General features: G+C 38.3%; 22 protein-coding genes. 4 read left to right on the top strand and 18 right to left on the bottom strand.

What is annotated here, in order from left to right:
* Nucleotides 1-277 precede the first annotated feature (277 nt).
* The gene (locus tag SRA_RS04480) at nt 278-739 is read left to right on the top strand and encodes a DUF1836 domain-containing protein (RefSeq protein ID WP_003088121.1); all 462 of its coding nucleotides are present in this window, start codon (nt 278-280) and stop codon (nt 737-739) included.
* A complete protein-coding gene (gene trhA / locus SRA_RS04475; protein WP_003088118.1) occupies nt 717-1,373 on the top strand; it encodes a PAQR family membrane homeostasis protein TrhA in 657 nt (218 codons plus the stop codon). The genes SRA_RS04480 and trhA overlap by 23 nt, the downstream gene beginning before the upstream one ends.
* Nucleotides 1,374-1,423: 50 nt before the next feature.
* Here trhA and fni read toward each other — a convergent pair whose 3' ends face one another.
* The 13 genes from fni to SRA_RS04415 form a co-directional block, all read right to left on the bottom strand.
* On the bottom strand, nt 1,424-2,434 hold the full coding sequence (gene fni / locus SRA_RS04470; protein WP_003088115.1) for a type 2 isopentenyl-diphosphate Delta-isomerase: 1,011 nt from the start codon (nt 2,432-2,434) through the stop codon (nt 1,424-1,426).
* A gap of 8 nt (nt 2,435-2,442) precedes the next feature.
* Nucleotides 2,443-3,441: a phosphomevalonate kinase gene (locus tag SRA_RS04465; protein WP_003088111.1), complete on the bottom strand. Its 999-nt coding sequence runs from the start codon at nt 3,439-3,441 to the stop codon at nt 2,443-2,445.
* A 1-nt stretch (nt 3,442) separates the two neighbouring features.
* A complete protein-coding gene (gene mvaD, locus SRA_RS04460; RefSeq protein ID WP_003088103.1) occupies nt 3,443-4,375 on the bottom strand; it encodes a diphosphomevalonate decarboxylase in 933 nt (310 codons plus the stop codon).
* Nucleotides 4,376-4,493: 118 nt separating this feature from the next.
* Entirely contained in the window at nt 4,494-5,531 is a 1,038-nt protein-coding gene (locus SRA_RS04455) for a glutathione S-transferase C-terminal domain-containing protein (RefSeq protein WP_003088101.1), read from the bottom strand.
* On the bottom strand, nt 5,518-6,501 hold the full coding sequence (locus SRA_RS04450) for a glutathione S-transferase family protein (protein ID WP_003088099.1): 984 nt from the start codon (nt 6,499-6,501) through the stop codon (nt 5,518-5,520). The genes SRA_RS04455 and SRA_RS04450 overlap by 14 nt, the downstream gene beginning before the upstream one ends.
* On the bottom strand, nt 6,501-6,650 hold the full coding sequence (locus tag SRA_RS10185) for a hypothetical protein (RefSeq protein WP_003088097.1): 150 nt from the start codon (nt 6,648-6,650) through the stop codon (nt 6,501-6,503). The genes SRA_RS04450 and SRA_RS10185 overlap by 1 nt, the downstream gene beginning before the upstream one ends.
* Nucleotides 6,651-7,136: a GNAT family N-acetyltransferase gene (locus tag SRA_RS04445; protein ID WP_003088095.1), complete on the bottom strand. Its 486-nt coding sequence runs from the start codon at nt 7,134-7,136 to the stop codon at nt 6,651-6,653.
* 11 nt (nt 7,137-7,147) lie between these two features.
* Nucleotides 7,148-7,993, bottom strand: coding sequence for a transporter substrate-binding domain-containing protein (locus tag SRA_RS04440; protein WP_003088093.1), 846 nt, complete (start codon nt 7,991-7,993; stop codon nt 7,148-7,150).
* Nucleotides 7,994-8,135: 142 nt separating this feature from the next.
* Complete coding sequence (locus SRA_RS04435; RefSeq protein ID WP_003088090.1) at nt 8,136-8,900, bottom strand: amino acid ABC transporter ATP-binding protein; 765 nt, start codon at nt 8,898-8,900, stop codon at nt 8,136-8,138.
* Nucleotides 8,901-8,909: 9 nt separating this feature from the next.
* The gene (locus SRA_RS04430; protein ID WP_003088088.1) at nt 8,910-9,584 is read right to left on the bottom strand and encodes an amino acid ABC transporter permease; all 675 of its coding nucleotides are present in this window, start codon (nt 9,582-9,584) and stop codon (nt 8,910-8,912) included.
* A gap of 8 nt (nt 9,585-9,592) precedes the next feature.
* Nucleotides 9,593-10,288 carry an amino acid ABC transporter permease gene (locus SRA_RS04425; protein WP_003088086.1) on the bottom strand — a complete coding sequence of 232 codons (696 nt, stop codon included), beginning with the start codon at nt 10,286-10,288 and terminating at the stop codon, nt 9,593-9,595.
* 9 nt (nt 10,289-10,297) lie between these two features.
* Nucleotides 10,298-11,155, bottom strand: a complete 858-nt coding sequence (locus tag SRA_RS04420) for an amino acid ABC transporter substrate-binding protein (protein ID WP_003088084.1) — start codon at nt 11,153-11,155, stop codon at nt 10,298-10,300.
* Nucleotides 11,156-11,177: 22 nt separating this feature from the next.
* Nucleotides 11,178-12,185, bottom strand: coding sequence for a uroporphyrinogen decarboxylase family protein (locus SRA_RS04415; protein ID WP_003088083.1), 1,008 nt, complete (start codon nt 12,183-12,185; stop codon nt 11,178-11,180).
* Nucleotides 12,186-12,438: 253 nt separating this feature from the next.
* Between SRA_RS04415 and SRA_RS04410 the strand changes: the two genes are divergently transcribed.
* A complete protein-coding gene (locus SRA_RS04410) occupies nt 12,439-13,347 on the top strand; it encodes a LysR family transcriptional regulator (protein WP_003088081.1) in 909 nt (302 codons plus the stop codon).
* Between the two features lie 110 nt (nt 13,348-13,457).
* Nucleotides 13,458-13,808 carry a DUF1304 domain-containing protein gene (locus SRA_RS04405; protein WP_003088080.1) on the top strand — a complete coding sequence of 117 codons (351 nt, stop codon included), beginning with the start codon at nt 13,458-13,460 and terminating at the stop codon, nt 13,806-13,808.
* 344 nt (nt 13,809-14,152) lie between these two features.
* Here SRA_RS04405 and SRA_RS04400 read toward each other — a convergent pair whose 3' ends face one another.
* From SRA_RS04400 to SRA_RS04380, 5 genes are all read right to left on the bottom strand, one after another.
* Nucleotides 14,153-15,388, bottom strand: a complete 1,236-nt coding sequence (locus SRA_RS04400) for a sensor histidine kinase (RefSeq protein WP_174267028.1) — start codon at nt 15,386-15,388, stop codon at nt 14,153-14,155.
* Complete coding sequence (locus SRA_RS04395) at nt 15,378-16,079, bottom strand: response regulator transcription factor (RefSeq protein WP_003088078.1); 702 nt, start codon at nt 16,077-16,079, stop codon at nt 15,378-15,380. The genes SRA_RS04400 and SRA_RS04395 overlap by 11 nt, the downstream gene beginning before the upstream one ends.
* Before the next feature lies 1 nt (nt 16,080).
* The gene (locus SRA_RS04390; RefSeq protein ID WP_003088077.1) at nt 16,081-16,704 is read right to left on the bottom strand and encodes a GTP pyrophosphokinase; all 624 of its coding nucleotides are present in this window, start codon (nt 16,702-16,704) and stop codon (nt 16,081-16,083) included.
* 222 nt (nt 16,705-16,926) lie between these two features.
* On the bottom strand, nt 16,927-17,352 hold the full coding sequence (locus SRA_RS04385; protein WP_003088076.1) for a hypothetical protein: 426 nt from the start codon (nt 17,350-17,352) through the stop codon (nt 16,927-16,929).
* Between the two features lie 123 nt (nt 17,353-17,475).
* Entirely contained in the window at nt 17,476-17,706 is a 231-nt protein-coding gene (locus SRA_RS04380) for a Blp family class II bacteriocin (RefSeq protein WP_003088075.1), read from the bottom strand.
* Nucleotides 17,707-18,311 lie beyond the last annotated feature (605 nt).

Raw genomic sequence — 18,311 nt, 5'->3', positions numbered from 1 at the left:
AGTTGATTAGGAATGGCCGCTATTCACTTGCCTAGCAAGGGATAAGGACCTCCAATCAACCACTGCGTCAAACTGCTATATCTTAAATAGTTAAAGGAGGCAGGACTTTTGTCCTAGCCTTTTGTCTCTTTAATAAGAAACTAACTGCTGTCAGCGGCCTGCACTGTTTTTTTCTAATCTACATTATTTTTAGAGAGCTGCAGTTTTTGCTTGACAATAATTTCGTATAATTATATAATCTAGTCATGAAAACCAGATTAACTGAAGGTGATAATTTATGACTTATTCCTACCCTCAATGGAAAGAGCTGCCCGAGCTAGATCTATATCTTGATCAGGTTCTCTTGTATGTCAATCAGATAGCCAGCTTCTCTCCATCGCAAAATGACAAAGGACTGACGGCGGCTATGATTAATAATTATGTCAAACATGGGCACATTGACAAACCTGTCAAGAAAAAATACAGCCGCAAACAGCTGGCTCGTTTGATTGTCATAACCAGTTTGAAAAATGTCTTTGCCATTCAGGAAATCAGTCAAACATTGGAAATACTGACAGCTAACCATCAGTCAGAAACCAGTTACAATCACTTTGTTGCCTGCATGAACGATGACAGTATAGAGGATGTTCCGGCAGTTATTATTTCTGCCTGTCAGACACTGAAACTCTATCATCAGACACATCAGCTTGTTTTAGAATTGAAAAGAGGTGGTACAGATGAGTCCGGCTCAAACACTTAAATTAAGCAAACAACTAAGTTTTGGCGAAGAGGTCGCCAACAGCGTCACCCATGCTGTCGGTGCTGCTATAATGCTCGTTTTGCTGCCCATTACTGCTATTTACAGCTATCAATCTTATGGTATAAAGGCTGCAGTCGGCATGTCTATCTTTATCATTAGTCTCTTTTTAATGTTCCTATCGTCAACTGTCTATCATTCCATGCAGTATGACTCGCCGCAAAAATATATCCTGCGCATTATTGACCACAGCATGATTTATATCGCTATTGCAGGATCTTATACGCCAGTAGCTCTGTCTCTGGTCAGCGGCTGGCTGGGCTATCTTATTATTATTTTGCAGTGGGGAACAACTATTTTTGGTATCTTATACAAAATTTTTGCTAAAAAGATTAATGACAAGTTCAGTCTCTTCCTTTATTTACTGATGGGCTGGCTGGTTATCTTTATCATTCCGGTCATCATCAGCAAGACTGGCTTAACCTTTTGGCTTTTGATGCTGGGCGGCGGACTTTCTTACACAGTCGGTGCTTTCTTCTATGCCAAAAAGAAGCCCTATTTTCATATGATATGGCATCTCTTTATTCTTTTAGCTTCGGCTTTGCAGTATATCGCTATCGTCTACTGTATGCTGTAAAACAAAAGTGAGTGAAAACTTAAATGTCACTCACTTTTTGCTTTTTTTCTCTAATTCCTTGGATTTTTGAATTGTATGGCATCTTTTAAGTTGCCATACAAGATATAATCAACTTTTGTCAAATCTTCAACCGTTTTACAATTAAGAGCACACATAATCAGCCGCAAATCCTCTTTCCAGCCGTTGACAATGTCAATGGCTTTTTCGATTGGATAGCTTTCAACCAGTTCTAAAACCGTCCGCGACAAACCAACGGCTTTGGCACCTAAAACAAGGCATTTCACCATGTCTAAAGGATGTCTGATACCGCCCGATGCTAAAATTTCCACTTGGCTCATCAAAGGCTGAGCATTTAGTAGTGCTTGAAGGGTGGTCTGCCCCCATTCATTGAGGTAGGAACGGTTGCCTCCGCGCTCATTTTCAATATAAGCAAAACTGGTGCCGCCGCGGCCGGAAATATCAAAGGTCTTAAAGCCTAGTTCTGCTGCTGTTTCAATTGTTTTAACATCCATGCCAAAGCCGACTTCCTTAAGAATAAGCGGTACAGAGATGTCTCTGACATAAGCGGAAAGATTAGATTTCCAGCAGCGAAATTCGCGCTCTCCTTCCGGCATAAGAAGTTCCTGCATGAGATTGACATGAACCTGCAAAAAAAGCGGATTCACTCTTTCAACTGTCTGCAGAGCTGCGGCTACTGGTTTATCAAGGCCAATATTAGCTGCCAAAAGCAGGCCTGGAAATTCTTGGTGGCTAGGATAAGAGGTATCATTTTCATTTTTGAGTGCTGCGCTGTAGGATCCTGTAACCATAACAATCCCTGTGGCTTCAGCTACTTGAGCAAGTTTGCGGTTAACAACCTTCGCTTTATTGCTGCCGCCTGTCATGGCATTAATATAAAAAGGAAATTCAAAATCCCGACCTGCAAAATGTGTGCTTAAATCAATTTCATTCAGGTCATAATCAGGCAGAGAATGATGAACAAGCTCCATATCATCAAAACTATTATAAGGGGACCTATATTTAAGGGCATATTTGATATGATCATCTTTTCTGTTCGCCATGCGTTCTCCTATAATTTTTCTTGGTAAAGCAATTCGATTCCGTTTGTCTGCCAGCGCTCTATTAAGGTCTGACTGTCTTTTTCCTTAAACGACAGAGCAATTCCGCAGTCACCGCCGCCTGATCCGGATGATTTAGCAGCAGCATCAAGTCCTTGGCTGGCTGCCTTCAGTTCCTTTAACTTATCACTGTAAATGGCAGGACTAAGTGCAGCCAGCAGGCCGGAGACATTTTCAATTTCTGCTTTGACATCACATTTTACTCCTGCTTCTAAAGCGAGCTTTAGCCGAAGAACGGCTTTTTGAGTCTGCATAAGAAAATCATCTGTAACTGCTGATTTAACTAAATTAATCATGTCGCGTGAAATGGCTGCTTCCTTAGTCCATCCTACTAGAAAGTCACAAGAAAGAGCCGGTTTAATGATTTCAATACCGTAGCCCCAATCCTTCGCCAAAATGGCCTTTAAATCATAACTTTCAATCCAAGTACGCACCCGCCTGCGATCAAAGGCAGTAAATAAAATCAAATCATCATATGCAATACAGGCGAGATCTCCCATAGAACCGTTATCACCGCGCTTAATCAATGTATAAGAGGCTAATTTAAAGAGAGTGTCTCTGGATAGTTTCACATGGTAAAAGGCCGCTAAAGCTTTCAAGGTCAAAACAGTCACGCTGCCGCTGGAGCCGATACCGAATTTGATACCACTGCGCTCCATTTTGCCGGTAATATCTAGAGTAAAAGGTCTTAAATCAGCTACATCCTTACCCAAAAAAGCAGCCCAAACAGCGATTGTTTCCTGAATCAGTGTGTAATTAACATCTGCTGCCATCCCTGCGCGATAGTCAAACATATCAGACCAGATAGAAATCTGATTGGCTGGTTTTATGCTGGCTGTCATATAGATAGGGATATTTTTAATAATAGCTGACTGTTTGGGAGTTAAAACAGCATATTCACCAGCGATATAAAGTTTACCGCCTGTCTGTACCTGAATAACATCACCCATGTTAGAGTTCCTTTGTTTTAGACTTGATAATCTGATAGTCCTCAGCCAGCAAAGCAGCCAAATGCTCTAAATCTTCTTCCAAACACAGGACTTTGACATTTGATCCTGCATCCATAGTAAAATAGCACCTTTCTCCCTGCTGCCGAAGAGCTCTGACTTTTTCCATGGCCTTATAGGACTTGTCTGTCAAATAAGAAAAAGAGGGCTCTGCACTCTCAGTCGTTGCATGCATAGCAAGAGCATTGCGCTCGGTCAGCTCTCCTACCTTCTCAAAATCATTAGTTTCAAGATAAGTCAGCATGTTGGCATAATCTTGTTCAGACTGGGCAACCCAGTCTTTAAAATTACTGGAAGTTTCTGAACAGCGTTTCATGCCATCACGGCTGGAAATTGGTTTTTTACGGTCATCCAAAATCAGCATAATCATAGCCAGATTTAAATCTGTCTTAACCTTATAGATCTCCCCAGAATCCTTATCCCAGGCAGCCACAGGGCCAAAGAATGAGCGGGAAGAAGAGCCAGAGGCAAATTTTGCTAGTTGAGCCAACTCACTTGGGCTGAGCTCCCCTTTAAAAAGGATGTTAGCTGCCTTCACAAGGGCTGACAAACCGCTGGAACTTGATGAGAGACCAGCGGCTGTCGGCATATTGTTAGAGCTTTCTATTTTTACAAAAAGCGGCTGATCTTTTCGAAAATAATCTAAAATTCTGCTCATCTTAGCATGCTCTGCTTCATTTTGTAAAAGACCATCAATGTAAAAGGCATCAGCATCCGCATCTGGCAAAAGTGACAGCTTGGTCTCAGTATACATGTTTTCAAGCGTCAAAGAAATACTGCTGGTAGAGGGAATCATCTTTTCAGCATTTGCCTTTCCCCAATACTTAATAATAGCAATATTAGCATAAGATTTGACTTTTACAGATTTTTCAGTCACTTTTAAACTCCCTTTCGCCTGTGATTATGCAATCTATTACCTTTTTATTTTAATATAAAAATGAGAAAAAAGCGACCCTAAAAAAGATCGGAAAATGTTATGACCGACCTTTTTTTATTTAATGAATCAAGAATTTCTGTTCTGGTGTCTTGGATAAAAGTTTACGGTTTTGCGGACTTGACCAGAGAGCATCGAAATCAATGCTGTCAGCAAAACGGGAATTAAAATCAACAAAGAGTTTTTCTTTTTTTGTATCCCAGCCACGCGCAATCTCATGAAAATAAGTGTTGTTTTTAAAAGCCGGAATCTCATATAAATCCCTAGCATAGCCCCAAATATTGGGATAATCAATGATACGGCGCTTGATGGGACCAAGATTGCGGTAATAATGCGTGTCAAAACGTGTCAGAGTGACAAAGAGCCGAACATCAGAATCTGTCACATAATCACCAAATAAAAAGCGCTGCGTCATCAGACGTTTCTCAATAATATCCAATGTGTCATAAAACTGTTCAAAAGCCTCATTATAAGCCTCCAAAGATTGGGCAAACATCATACGGTAGGTTCCGTTATTAACATAAGGGAAAAGGACATTGTCATTAAAATGGTCGATATCATGCCTGAGTTCTTGAGGATAGAGGTCTGGAGCATCTGGTTTTTGAAAAGGCTTAAAAGCTACTTCAAAATAATTGGTCAGTCGATGATAATCATTATTGACTACTTCATAAGTATCCAGATCGATCAAAGCAGGCACAGTCGTTCGACCAGTGTAATCTGGATCAGCACGATAGTAAAATTCAGCCAAGTATTCAGCACCAGTTACCGGATCTCTACCGTCTTTATCATAGACGAATTCCCAGCCGTATTGACGGCGCCTCGGATCGTCTGTATGACCGACAAGATTAATAGAAATGGTATCTTGCAAACCCAGCAGCTCACGAACAATTGAGGCACGATTGGACCAATGACAGCCCTTTGCCCAGAACAGACGGTATTTACCAGCTACCGCCTTCAGTTCATCAGGACCATCCCCAAAAGCTCTGGTAAAGCGGTTAGGCTGGCGCTGAAAGGCACCGTTTTTATCAATTTCAGTCTTCGTTTCAACAGGTCGGCGTTTCAGATTAACTGCTTTTATTTTCTTTTTAATATCTGACATCTTTTTCCTCTTTCTGTTTATAAATTCTGACAGCCCTGTCATGAGGCTGCAGCCATACCAATTCATCAGGACCCTTGGGAAGAATCTGATGCGGATTGTCAATGGCACTCAAATGATAATGTTTTTTTATATGGTCAAATTTCGTCGTCTCTTTAAAAGCAGGCTGCTGGTAAAGGTCGCGAGCATAAGCCCATAAATTAGGAAAATCAATGAGACGGTTGCGATTAGTGCGAAAACCACCGTAATAGGCTGCATCAAAACGCACTAAGGTCACGTACAGACGAATATCCGAATCTGTTATCCGATCGCCAAACAAATAGCGGGAATGATTTAAACGTTCTTCCAATTGATCCAGGCGTTCAAACAAAGCGTCATAGGCCTCTTCATAAGCTTCCTGACTGGCAGCAAAACCTGCTTTGTAGACTCCATTGTTAATGTCTTTAAAAATAAGGTCATTAAGAGCATTGATTTCTTGACGATGAGATTTAGGATAAAGATCAGGTGTACCTGCCTTATGAAAGGCTGTCCACTTGGTCTCCCAATAGTAGAGAAGATTTAAAAAATCATTATTAACAACTTTGCCTGTCTGTAAATCAATTACAGCAGGAACCGTAAAACGACCTTGATAAGCAGGATCTGTTTTTAAATAAATATCACTGAGATAGTGAATTCCTAACACAGGATCTACATTTCCCTTATCCAAGGTAAAGGCCCAGTCTGTCCGCTTAACATCTGTCGGACGCACAGGATCAACAACGCCGATGCTGATGACATCTTCAAGCCCTAGTAATTTAAGAGCAATCAGCTGACGGTGAGCCCAAGGACAGGCATAAGAAACGATTAAACGATAGCGGTTCTTCTCAACAGGAAGTTCATCTTCCCCTTCTCCAAAAGGAGTTACAAAACGCGTTTTCTGTCTGCGAAAACGGCCTTTGTAATCCACTTCTTGCCTTACAAATTCTGTTGTCATCACTTACCCCCTAAATAACTCTCAGTTAAAAGCGATGAAATATCTTCTAAAAGACAGCCGCTTAGCTGCAAGCTGGCCAAATGACGGGCATAATAATGTTCATCTGCTGTCTTGTAAAGAAAAAGAAATTTGAACACTTTTTTTATCATTTAGTAACGTCCTTTCTCGCTGTCAAAGCGATAGCCTTCCGGTAGAAAAAAGCCTTCTTCTTCCATCCACTGCAAATCTTCTGCATTTCCATGTTCAAAATGTGCAAAGGCTGTTTTACTGCGCCTGAAACCATACTTTTCATAAAGAGTAAGCGTCTGGGGATGGGTATAGAGAATAACATTCAAACCTTTTAGTTGGTCAAGCAAATAAGTTATTATCATATGACCTACATGCTGTTTTTGATAGTCCGGATCAACGGCAATATTATAAATGACACCCTGAGATATAAAATCGGTTAATGCTCGGCCTACCCCAATAACCTTACCACCGTCCTGAACAAAAATAGTAATATCACTGTTTTTAAAGGCCTGTTCTTGCTTTTTTTCATTAGGTTCGCTAATCAGTCCAGCCTTCTCTAAAACCCTTGTCACCTGCTTGTAGTCAACCTGATTGGGATCTGTTTCAATTGTGTATTTAAAAGTCATAGTTTGTCATCCTACTTATAAGTTGGAGAATAATCTTCTCCAAAATATTTTTCATTAATCTTCTTAGAAGTACCATCTTTAACGACTTGCTTCAAGGCTTTATTGATATCCTTGACAAGTTTTTCATTGCCTTTTGAAACAATGAGATAACTATAAGGTTCTGCCAAAAGTTCTTTTTCAAGAGAGCCAGAAACAGACTTGCTTTCAAGTTTAAAGTTGAATTCTTTTTGATAGTATTTAAACATCGGTTTATCCATCAATAAAAAGTCATATTTGCCGCTTTCAATAGAGCGCAGCTGTGAAGCTAAATCTTCTGCTGAATAATGAAAATCTATCTTTCCGTCAGTATGGTTTTTATTATATTCCTCAATGGCGGTAGTTGTATTAACTCCTGTAGAGCCAACCGTAGATAAATTCTTCAAATCTGACCAAGAGGTCACTTTTTTAGAAAGCTGGCTCTTGCTCTTAAAAATAACCACATAGGAGTTTTGAAAAATCGGATCTGTAAAAAGATAATTCTTTTCCCGCTCAGCATTTTTGGCAAAATTATTAACACCAATCTGATAGCGATCTGACTTAAGGCCGGAAAAAATAGACTCAAATTTTGTTTTTTCAATTTTTAATTGATATTGAGGTAATTTTTTAAAAATAGCCTTTAATAATTCAATGTTGTGCCCCGTCAATTTATCATTCTTCACAAAGGTAAAGGGTTTAGGTTCACCGCCAGTCGCGGCAACAATTGTCGTTCTTTTCTTTTCAGCTGCTACCTTTGGGGACTGCTGTCGGTTAAAGAAAGAGAAAAAAACTGAACCTAAAATCATTAAAGTTGTTATTAGAATAATTACTTTTTTCTTCATAAGATCATCTCCTTCATAAACATAATAAGTTTCTCTTAATCTTATCACCTCTCTAACACCTTGCATAATCTATCTTTTTTATGGACTGCTATAAATTTTAGTTATAGTTCATCTTATAAAAAAATCCAACAAGAAAGTTGGATCACAATATATAATTTACTGAATAACTATCATCAGATAGAATCCGAGCTAAAAAGCGACGAGTCCTATCTTCTTTAGGTTTTGAGAAAAATTCCTTTGGTGCTGCTTCTTCAATAATATGTCCACCATCCATAAAAATAACATGATTGGCAACATCTTTGGCAAAGCTCATTTCATGCGTGACCACAATCATGGTAACACCTTCCTCAGCCAACTGTTTCATGACACCTAAAACATCGCCAATCAATTCAGGGTCAAGTGCTGATGTTGGCTCATCGAAAAAGATAAGATCCGGCTTGACTGCAATAGCACGGGCAATACCGATTCTTTGTTGCTGGCCACCTGATAATTGACTAGGATAATAATCCTTATAAGTCAGTAACCCTACTTTTTCAAGTGCTTGCTCTGCAATTTTAATAGCCTGCTCTTTTGGAATTTTTCTTGCAGTGACCAGACCTTCCAAAATATTCTCCAAAGCTGTCTTATTAGCAAAGAGATTATAATGTTGAAAAACAAAGGCTGTCTTTTGCCTAATGGTCAATATTTCTTTACGATTAAGTGTTGCTAAATCATAGGTTTGTCCATCTAAAGTTAAATGTCCTTGGTCTGCTTTTTCCAAGTGATTAAGACAGCGCAAAAAGGTTGTTTTCCCTGAGCCACTAGGACCCAAGATAACGACGACATCACCCTTATTGACAGTTAAATTAACATTTTCAAGGACAAGCTTGTCCCCAAATTGTTTTGATAAATTTTTAATTTCTAACATGTATTCTCCTTAAGCAAAATGCTTTTCTAAAACTGAAAAAGCCCATTGAATCAAACCGCAGATAATAATGTAAATAATGAAAATCACAAGATAAGATTCGAAATATTGATAACCATGTGCTGCTTCAACTTTAGCTATCGCTGTAATATCCTTAACCGTCATGACAAAAACAAGAGACGTTCCCTTAACAATATTGATGACTAGATTACAAAGATTGGGAAGAGCAGATTTCAAAGCTTGCGGAAAGACAATTCTAAGATAGCCTTGTGTCGTTGTTAAACCGATAGATTGTGCTGCTTCTAATTGCCCTTTATTAACCGTTAAAATAGCAGAACGTAAAATTTCTGATAAACTTCCTGTTGTCATGAGACTAAAGATAATAAAAGCATAATAAATAGGATTAAGCTTAAAAATATCTAGTCCACTTGATTTTAAAATAGTATTCAAAACACTGGGTAGAAGGCTATAAAAAAAGAGAATTAAAAGAATAGGCGGAGTTGCTCTAATAAAGGCTAGATAGATAATCGAAAAAGTCGTCACACCTTTTACCTTGTAAATTCTCCCCAAAGCCAAAAACAAAGCAGGTAAAAAACTCAACAATATAGAAACTATCATAATAGCTAAGGTCACAGGAACACCTTTTAAGGAAAGAAAAAATGTATGAAAAATATAAGAAAAATCCATAACCCCTCCTAAGCATTTCCTTTACTAAGACTATATTCCATGAAATGCGATACTAAGGATAAAATCAAGGCAATTCCCCAATAAATAAGCGCAACTGCTGTATAAGTTTCCAAAGAGTAATTTCCCAAATTTCGACTAATGATTAAATTTCCTGCTCCCATAACATCTACGAGGCCAATCGTATAAGCCAAAGCCGCATCTTTCATCAAATTTAAAATGGCAGTCGTTATATTAGGCAAGGCAATCTTAAAAGCCTGTGGTAAAAGAATACGAACAAAAGTTTGAAAACCAGTTAAGCCAATACTGAGACCAGCCTCTAATTGTCCTTTAGGTACAGCCAAATAGGCAGCTTTAAAAACTTCAGAAATAGAAGCTGCAAATAACAGTATCATGGTAACAACCACAAAAACAGTCCGTGACCAATCATCAACATCCAAATGAAGCCACCAAGTCAAGAATTCTGGCAAACCATAAAAAACCATAAACAGCAAAACAATCGGTGGCGTGCATCTTAAAATAAAAACATATGCCTTAGCAAAAGCTACCCAGCCATCACTTGCAGAATTCAGTTGCGCCCAAGCAAGTCCTGCTCCTAGCAAAGAGCCCAAAAGAACTGTTAAAAAGATAACCCATAGTGTTAAAGGAAGAGCATTTAAAATAGTCGGTAAAAATTTAAAAACATAAGTTGGTGTATAAGAAACCATACTAACCTCCTATTTTGTAACATAATTAAAGACATCTTCTCCAAAATACTTTTTAGACAGTTTTGCTAAAGTTCCATCCTTCTTCAATTCTTTAATAGCCTTATTGTAAGCCTTGACAAATTTTTGATTAGCCTTACTGCGATGAACCAATGGATATGTTTCAATTCCTTTATAAGGAATCCAAGTTAGTTTATCGGCATACTTATGGTAGGCCCCATCCTTGTCCTTAACAGCCTGTTTAAAGGATAACTTAATATCAAAATAAGCATCGTAACGACCTTCTAAAACCCATGCATAAGCATCTGCCACTGTAAAACTTTCTGCCGATTTCAAATCAATTGGAGCGTCACTGTGTTTTTTATTATAATCTTCAATAACATTCCACTGGGCATTTTGCGGAGAAATCGGAACAAGTTTTCCACCTGATTTCGCAAAAGAATCAATATCAGTAACCGTCTTTTCCTCATCTTTTCTAATAGTAAAACCGATGACACTAGCACCAATAGCATCTTTGGGAATGATAAATTTTTTAGCACGCTCTTTTGTATACCAAGCCCCCTTGGTTCCAATATCATACTTACCCGATTCAAGACCAATGAGTAAATCCTCATCGCTGGTTCCTGTATATTTAAATTTATAATCAGGTAACTTTTTATCAATAGCCTTCAAGACTTCCACTTCATAACCAGTATTTTCACCCTTATCATTGACATAATCATAGGGAACATAATTTTGAGTATGAGCCACCTTTAAAGTCGTCACTTTTCCACCTGTAGCACCATTTCCCGCCAATTGGCGCCCAATAATTGTTCCGCCAACAAGGAGTACCAATATTCCTCCTGCAATAATCCATTTTTTCTTAGCCATGTAATAATCTCCCTTTCTTATCTTACGAAATTACTGCTTCTTTGACCCAAGCAATGCGCTCAGTGGCAATATCACTTGGAATAGTACAATCTGCACCTATAACCGTAGCTAACGGACCAGATTCTTGCAATAATTTCTTTACTTCCTCTTGAATTTCTTCCTTACTGCCCTTATAGAGAATGCCGTTCTCAGTATTAACAAATCCCCCTAAAACAGTTTTTCCATTAAAAAGTTTACGGCCTTGAGCCAAACTAATACCTTCTGGACCAACAGCCCAATTAAAGACTTGAGCTGGATAATCTTTGAAGAGTTTTATATCATTGCTTGCTCCCTCATAACCGCAGATGTGGAGAACTGTTAAACCACGCACTTGATGAGCAGCTTCAATGATAGCCAAATCACTAGGAGCAATATAGTTACTATAATCTTCAGAATTTACTCTGCTATCTTGGATGGATTGTACACTGAGATAAATACCTTCAATACCAGCTTCAGCAATGACCTTTTTAGTCAAGATAGCAATATCTCCAGCAATCACATTCAAAACTTTTTTTAAAGTTTGGGCATCTTCTTGCAAAAATTGAGCAATGATGTCATCACCATGAGCTACTTGACCAGATAATTGCCACTTAAGATAGGTTACTGGAGCAAAGATGTTATAAATTGCTACGATATCTTCAGTGAAGCTCTTCTTAATTGCTTTAACCAGTTCCACCTGTTGATCAAACCAAGGATGATCTTCACCAATAGAAGAAATATTAGCCAATTCTTGAACCGAAGTAAGACCTTTATGAATCAATTCATTCGGATATGTGAAAAAACCATCACTCATCAATTTGATAAAATCAGGCTCTACTTCTTTAATGAATTGTTGATGTCCTTGAAGATTCTTCTTAAAAAGCTCAGGATTATCAAGACCCTGTCCTAATTCCTCTTCTGGCAAGAAATGATACCAAAAACCTACAGGAACTTTATTTACTTCTTCACCTCTGAAAGCCCTTAAGACCCATTCTTTTTTACTGTTTGTCATAAGCCCATCTCCTTAAATCGTGATATGACTTTATCCTACCACCTCTCTGACACCTTGCATAATCTATCTTTTTTATGGACTGCTATAAATTTTAGTTATGACAGTTTAGAAGCATTGCTAGCAAAAAAAGAAATAATAACAGGCTATAAGAAAAATTTATCAGCTCTTTATTTTTTTCTATCAGTTTTTTGCAGATTTTCTAAGGACTTTTTTGTTATAATGTCAGAAAAGTTTCAGGAAGAAGGAGATTATTATGAATTTTCAACAATGTCGCTATGTTGAAGCTATTGCTGAGACTGGTTCTTTCAGCGAAGCTGCTAAAAAACTTTATGTCACTCAGCCTAATCTTTCCTCCTCCATCAAAGAATTAGAAATTGAATTAGGTGTTCAGCTCTTTATTCGTTCCAACACAGGGACTCGTTTAACAGATGACGGCTATGATTTTCTTAAATACGCCAAACGCATTTTGGGAGAAATTGATCTTTTAAAACAGCGTTATCAGGATAACTATAAGAATAGCTTCACAATTACTTCTCATCATTATGATTTTTTGGCAATGCCGCTGCTGGATATCGCTGAAAGTTTTAAGCATAACTATCAGCATTTCCACCTGATTGAGACAACAACCAAAAAAATTCTGGAGAGCGTTCTCACTTTTGAAAGTGACTTGGGAATTCTTTATCTTAATGATGACAACCGCCACATTTTAGAACGCTATTTTAAGCAAAATGATCTTACCTTTACAGCTCTGGGGGATTTTCCAACACGGATTTTCCTTAGAAAAGACCATCCGCTTGCTAAACAAAAGGTCATTGAAAAAGCGCAATTAAAAGATTATAAGCAGGTCCGTTTCCGACAAGAAACTTCCGGACTTAATTTTGATGAAGATACCCTTGATACTCCAGAAAATCAGTCTGTTTTTTACAGCAATGACCGCGGCACCATCATGAATATTCTTTGCGGATCAGATGCCTATGCTTCTGGCTTGGGACTTGTTAACAGTTTTATTAAGGATCAAATCGTCCTTGTTCCTCTCAAGGACAGTCATATCCATACTCTGGGCTTTGTTAGCAATAATCGCAAGCAAGACACTTCCATTACTCAGGAATTTATCAAGGCTGTCAAGGAAAGTCTGAAACAATACCGCCAAAACACTCTCTAACCCAAACTCCAAATGCTGCAAATCTATAAAGGCCTCAAAAACAATCCAATTTCTTGCAAAGTCCGGCAATAAATTTTATAATACTAAAGCATTACTATTAGGAGGCAAGCATGTCAATCATTAAGAGTATTTTGGTTATTTTAATTGCTTTGGAATTTTTCTACATTATGTATTTGGAAACTTTAGCCACACAGTCTGCTAAGACAGCTCAAGTCTTTGGAATGAGTCAAGAAAAATTAGCTGAAAAAGAAATTGATACACTATTTAAAAATCAAGGGATTTACAATGGTCTTCTGGGTCTGGGATTGCTTTACGGACTGATTTTTAATGCATCGCTTATCTTGCCAATTTTAGTTTATATTATTTTAGTGGCTGCATACGGTGCTTACAGCAGCAATCCTAAAATTTTACTGACACAGGGCGGCCTAGCTATTATCACGGCTGTACTCTATCTTTTCTAACAGACTCAAAATGGGAGTGGGATCAACCCAAAAATTGAAAATTTTGGTTCTCACCGCTCCCTAATTTCTAGGCGGTGACCTGAAACGGTCTCTCCCCAGACCGATTCACTCCCACCCCCGCACAGTTGAATCGGTCAGCTAAAGAGCGTAAAACGCGAACGAAACTGCCATTCAACAGTGGCTCATTGGCACTAAAGTGCCTAATGAACTGTGCAGGGGAAACTCTAGGTTAGCTAAAGCTAACAGAGTTTCTCCCAACCACTGCCTTATGATGTTAAAACGAACTCTAATTAATATTAATGAGGTTGGACTTTTTGCCCAACCTCATTTTTTATATTCTAACATTAGAGCACTACCTTAAAAGTAATGATGTCATTCTTATAGGAAACAGAAATTTTCCCTTTGAAGATGTTAACAATGCTCTGCGCCATTGACAGTCCAATACCGTAACCGGATGTTTGATTATTGTGAGATTCATCTTCCCGATAAAAACGGTCGAAGAAACGGCTGTAATCAATTTTCGCACCTTCTTTAAAGGTATTTGAAACTTCTAGCTTTGCCTTTTTAAAGCTGCTGGTTTTGCTGAGTTTAACACTCACTTTTCCGCCGTCATCACAGTACTTATTAGCATTATCCACCAAAAGGGTAACTAGTTCAAATAGAGATTTTTCTTCAGCCTTGACATGGATATTAGAATCAATGGCCATCTCAAACGTTTTCCCGTCTTTAATAATAGGAGCTTTAAAAGCTTCTGCTGCATCCTGCGCAATTTTTGAAAAATCAACCCTTTCAAGAACAAGATCTGGCTGTTCTTCCAGTCTGGCTAGACTTACTAGCCGATTGATTAAAAGTGTTAAGCGTTCGACTTGATCTTTAGTGCTTTTAGTCCATTCTGTCTCGCCGGTTGTCAGTTCCTGCAGCTCATTATTAGCCGAAATAATAGATAAGGGTGTTTTTAATTCATGTCCAGCATTTGTAATGAAACGCTTTTGTTTCTCATAATTCTCAACATAAGGTTTAATAGCGAAGCCCGAAAAGACAGAAACAATAAGAACAAAAAGAATGAGGCTATAAAATGACATTCTAATAGAAAGAGCAATCAATTCTGACCGATCATCAACGAAACGCGTAGCATCTAAAACAACAACCAACTGCCTGCTCTTTTGTTTGAGACTTGTCACTTTGTAAGCGTAAAAATGACGATTCCTCCTAAAATAACCTATCTTTTGACTGCTTAGATTAATATTTCCCATATAATCTCTAATCTCTTCTTTAGTCAAATCAGGAATATGCTGTATATTAAAAGAAGTTATTTCCCTTTTATTTTTAATAACAAAGCTATAATATTGATACTGATTGATAATAGTTCCTGATAGATTTCTTCCTTCCGGATCCTTATTAATGTCATCAGGTTTCGGAAATTCACCGCCATTTTTGGACAGGACGCGCAAGACAGATTCAATCTCCCCGTTATTTTGAACATAGCGAACCGAGTTGAAAATAATGATAAAAGATAACAAAATCCCTAGAATAGCAAGGGAAGAAATTAAGATAAAACGAAATCTAATCTTACGAAGCATAATCATCACCTGCCGTTTCCACGAGAGTGAAATCTCCATTTTCTTTCCCTAGGATAGCAAGATTCGCTTTAATGGATTTGAGCTTTTGTCTGAGATAGGAAACATAGATAAAGACATAGCCCTCATCTATTTCAGGATCGTCATCCTTAGCCCAAACATGCTGGAAAATTTCTCTGGTCGATAAAGATTTATTGGGATTAAGCATGAAAAAAGCCATTAATTTGGATTCTTTTCCTGCTAAACGGATAGAATTGCTGGCTGCCATTTCCTGCTGAGCAATATCAAGTTTGACACTGCCCAAGGTTAGAATTTTATCAGTAAAGCTGTCCAAACGCCGCTCCAAGGAAGCCATACGAGCCAAAAGTTCTTTGAGCGAAATAGGCTTGGTTAAATAATCATCTGCACCTGCTTCCAAGCCAGTCACCTTGTCTTCTATTTCCGACATAGCCGTCAGCATAATCGCATGGGTGCTGTCTCCGTTGGCACGGATTTCACGTAAGGCTTCCAGACCGGTTTTTACTGGCATCATAATATCCAAAATAAAAACATCATAGACATTGTCGTTTGCTTTTTTCACAGCATCCTGTCCGTTATAAACTTGATCAACCCGATAGCCCTGATGCTCTAGAGCTGCTGTATAAACACGTGACAGCTGTTCCTCATCTTCTGCCAGTAAAATACTCAAAGACATTTCACTCACCGCTTTCTGCAATTAAATTTCGGATAGTCTGCATGGAGAGATCACAAGAAGCCAGCTCGTCCGCGCAGCGCTTTAGTTCTTTAACAATACGTTCAGGATTCTTAATATTATGTTTATACTTCATTTGGTGTTCCAAACTAGCCCAAGAATCCATAGCTATGGTCCTTAACTGAACTTCCACAAAATAGTTTCCCGGCTTCTGGCCTAAACAATCCTCAAAGGGCGTCTTTATTTCCAAAATCAAATGATAAGAGCGATAGCCATTAGGCTTAGCCTGATCAATATAATCTTTTTCATTGTAAACGCTGATACCATCCATTTTTTTAAGGATAGCAACTGTTTTATAAATATCATCAACAAAACCGCAGATAATACGAATGCCAATGGCATCACGGATTTCTTTTAGGGCAGATTCCGTTGTTACCGGAAGATTTTTACGCTGGCATTTTTCGATCATGCTGTCATTGGTTTTAACCCGTGCAAGGAAATGCTCAAACAGTTTAAATCCAGTTTCTGCCTTTACACGCTGGTTTTCGGCTTGAATTTTTCGGCTCAAATCCTCTAAAATTTGAGGCAAATAAGCTTCATACTTCCCATAAATTGTTTCTTGTGACATCATTCATCCTTTTTGCTTACTTGCTCTATTATATCATAGAAGATTAAAGAAACCTTATTTTATCAAATGACATTCTAAATTTCTAACATTAGAAGATATTGCCTAAGATCTCATATCGTTTCGATGAAAAAACTGACTTTGAAATTTTGATATATTCGTTATCTGGAGTAAACACTAAAAAACTTACCATACGAGCAATGGTAAGTTTTGATCTATCATTGATTAATCGTCAGAACCTTTTGAAGACTGTTGGGCCTGTCTGACATATTTTATTCCCCATAACAAAAGGATAAAAAGAATAAAACTGATGACAGCAATAGTTGAAAAAATAATGATGCTATAAACTGCTTTTACATGAATAGCCTTATAGCCGCTTAAAACGGTTAACAACAAAAAGACGGCAGCAAAGATGAGCTGATGAGCAACTGCGGAAACAGAAGTTTCTTTTGGGGCAGCCTTTCTGATTTCTTTGACAAAATAATAATTCAATGCCGCCGTACAAAAAGTGATGATTAAAAAGCAAATCTGAACAAGCAGAGGAGACTTAAAAATAGCCTGTGTCAAAAGCATAATCAGCAGGCAGACAGCAATCAGCTGAGCTGTTAACAATCTCAATAACTTCAATTTCTGACTTTCTTTCTCGAACATATCTTTTCTCCTTATCTCCCAAAAGAAGTTTTCATATCAATAGAAATAAACAAAAGGAAGGAAAAGCAGCGAAATCTGCTTTTGTGCTTTTCCTTCATAAATCTTATTGTAATGCATCATTAATTAACCGCAGGAAGTCATTGCTCCTCCGGCACCTCCAATTAAAGCGCCAAAGACCCCGGTACCAATAGCGTATGGCCCAAGAAATGCCGTTCCTCCCGCGGTAGTCATGTAACCTTGGCCGGCACCTAGTGCAATGCCAGCTGCACAGTCCCATCCACGGCCTCCACCTTCAACAGTTGAAAGTGCTTCATTGTCCATTACTTCAAATTGTTCAAATACTTGTGTATTCATAACTAAACTCCTTTTTCATTTTTTTGATTTTGTTCCTTGGCCAAGAAACACTCATAGTATAACTTATTTTAATACGTTTGTGTGGCGATTGTCGTGAATGGTATCAAATAGATCGTGAATGGTCATTTTAGTGAGAAATTAAGAGGCATTTTTCCCATTCACGACATATTTGGGGTCGTTCACGACATTCACTTACTAATGATTACAAAGAAAAAGAAAGTAGATAGCTTTCACTATCCACTTTAGGGGCTGTCATAGCACAAAAAAGGAGTGGGATCAACCCAAAAATTGAAAATTTTGGTTCTCACCACTTCCTAATTTCTAGGCGGTGACCTGAAACGGTCTCTCCCCAGACCGTTTTTGACACTTGCTTTGCAAGCTTCATTTCCCGATTAAAAAGGTCTCCCAGACCTTTTCAACCCACCCCGCACAGCTCAAAAGGTCTGGGGGATCTTTTGAGGTTGGAAATAAGATGAACGCTGTTCATCACATTTGTTTAGGTTTTCTGCTTTGGCCTTGTGGCAAAAGAAAAGCCAGCCAGCAGTGGTTCATTGGTGCTAAAGCACCCAATGAACTATGCAGGGGTAAGACTAAGTTGCATAGCC

It is taken from the genome of Streptococcus ratti FA-1 = DSM 20564, from assembly GCF_000286075.1.
GTDB classification, from domain to species: Bacteria; Bacillota; Bacilli; order Lactobacillales; family Streptococcaceae; genus Streptococcus; species Streptococcus ratti.
This window is presented reverse-complemented; position numbering and strand designations above follow the sequence as displayed.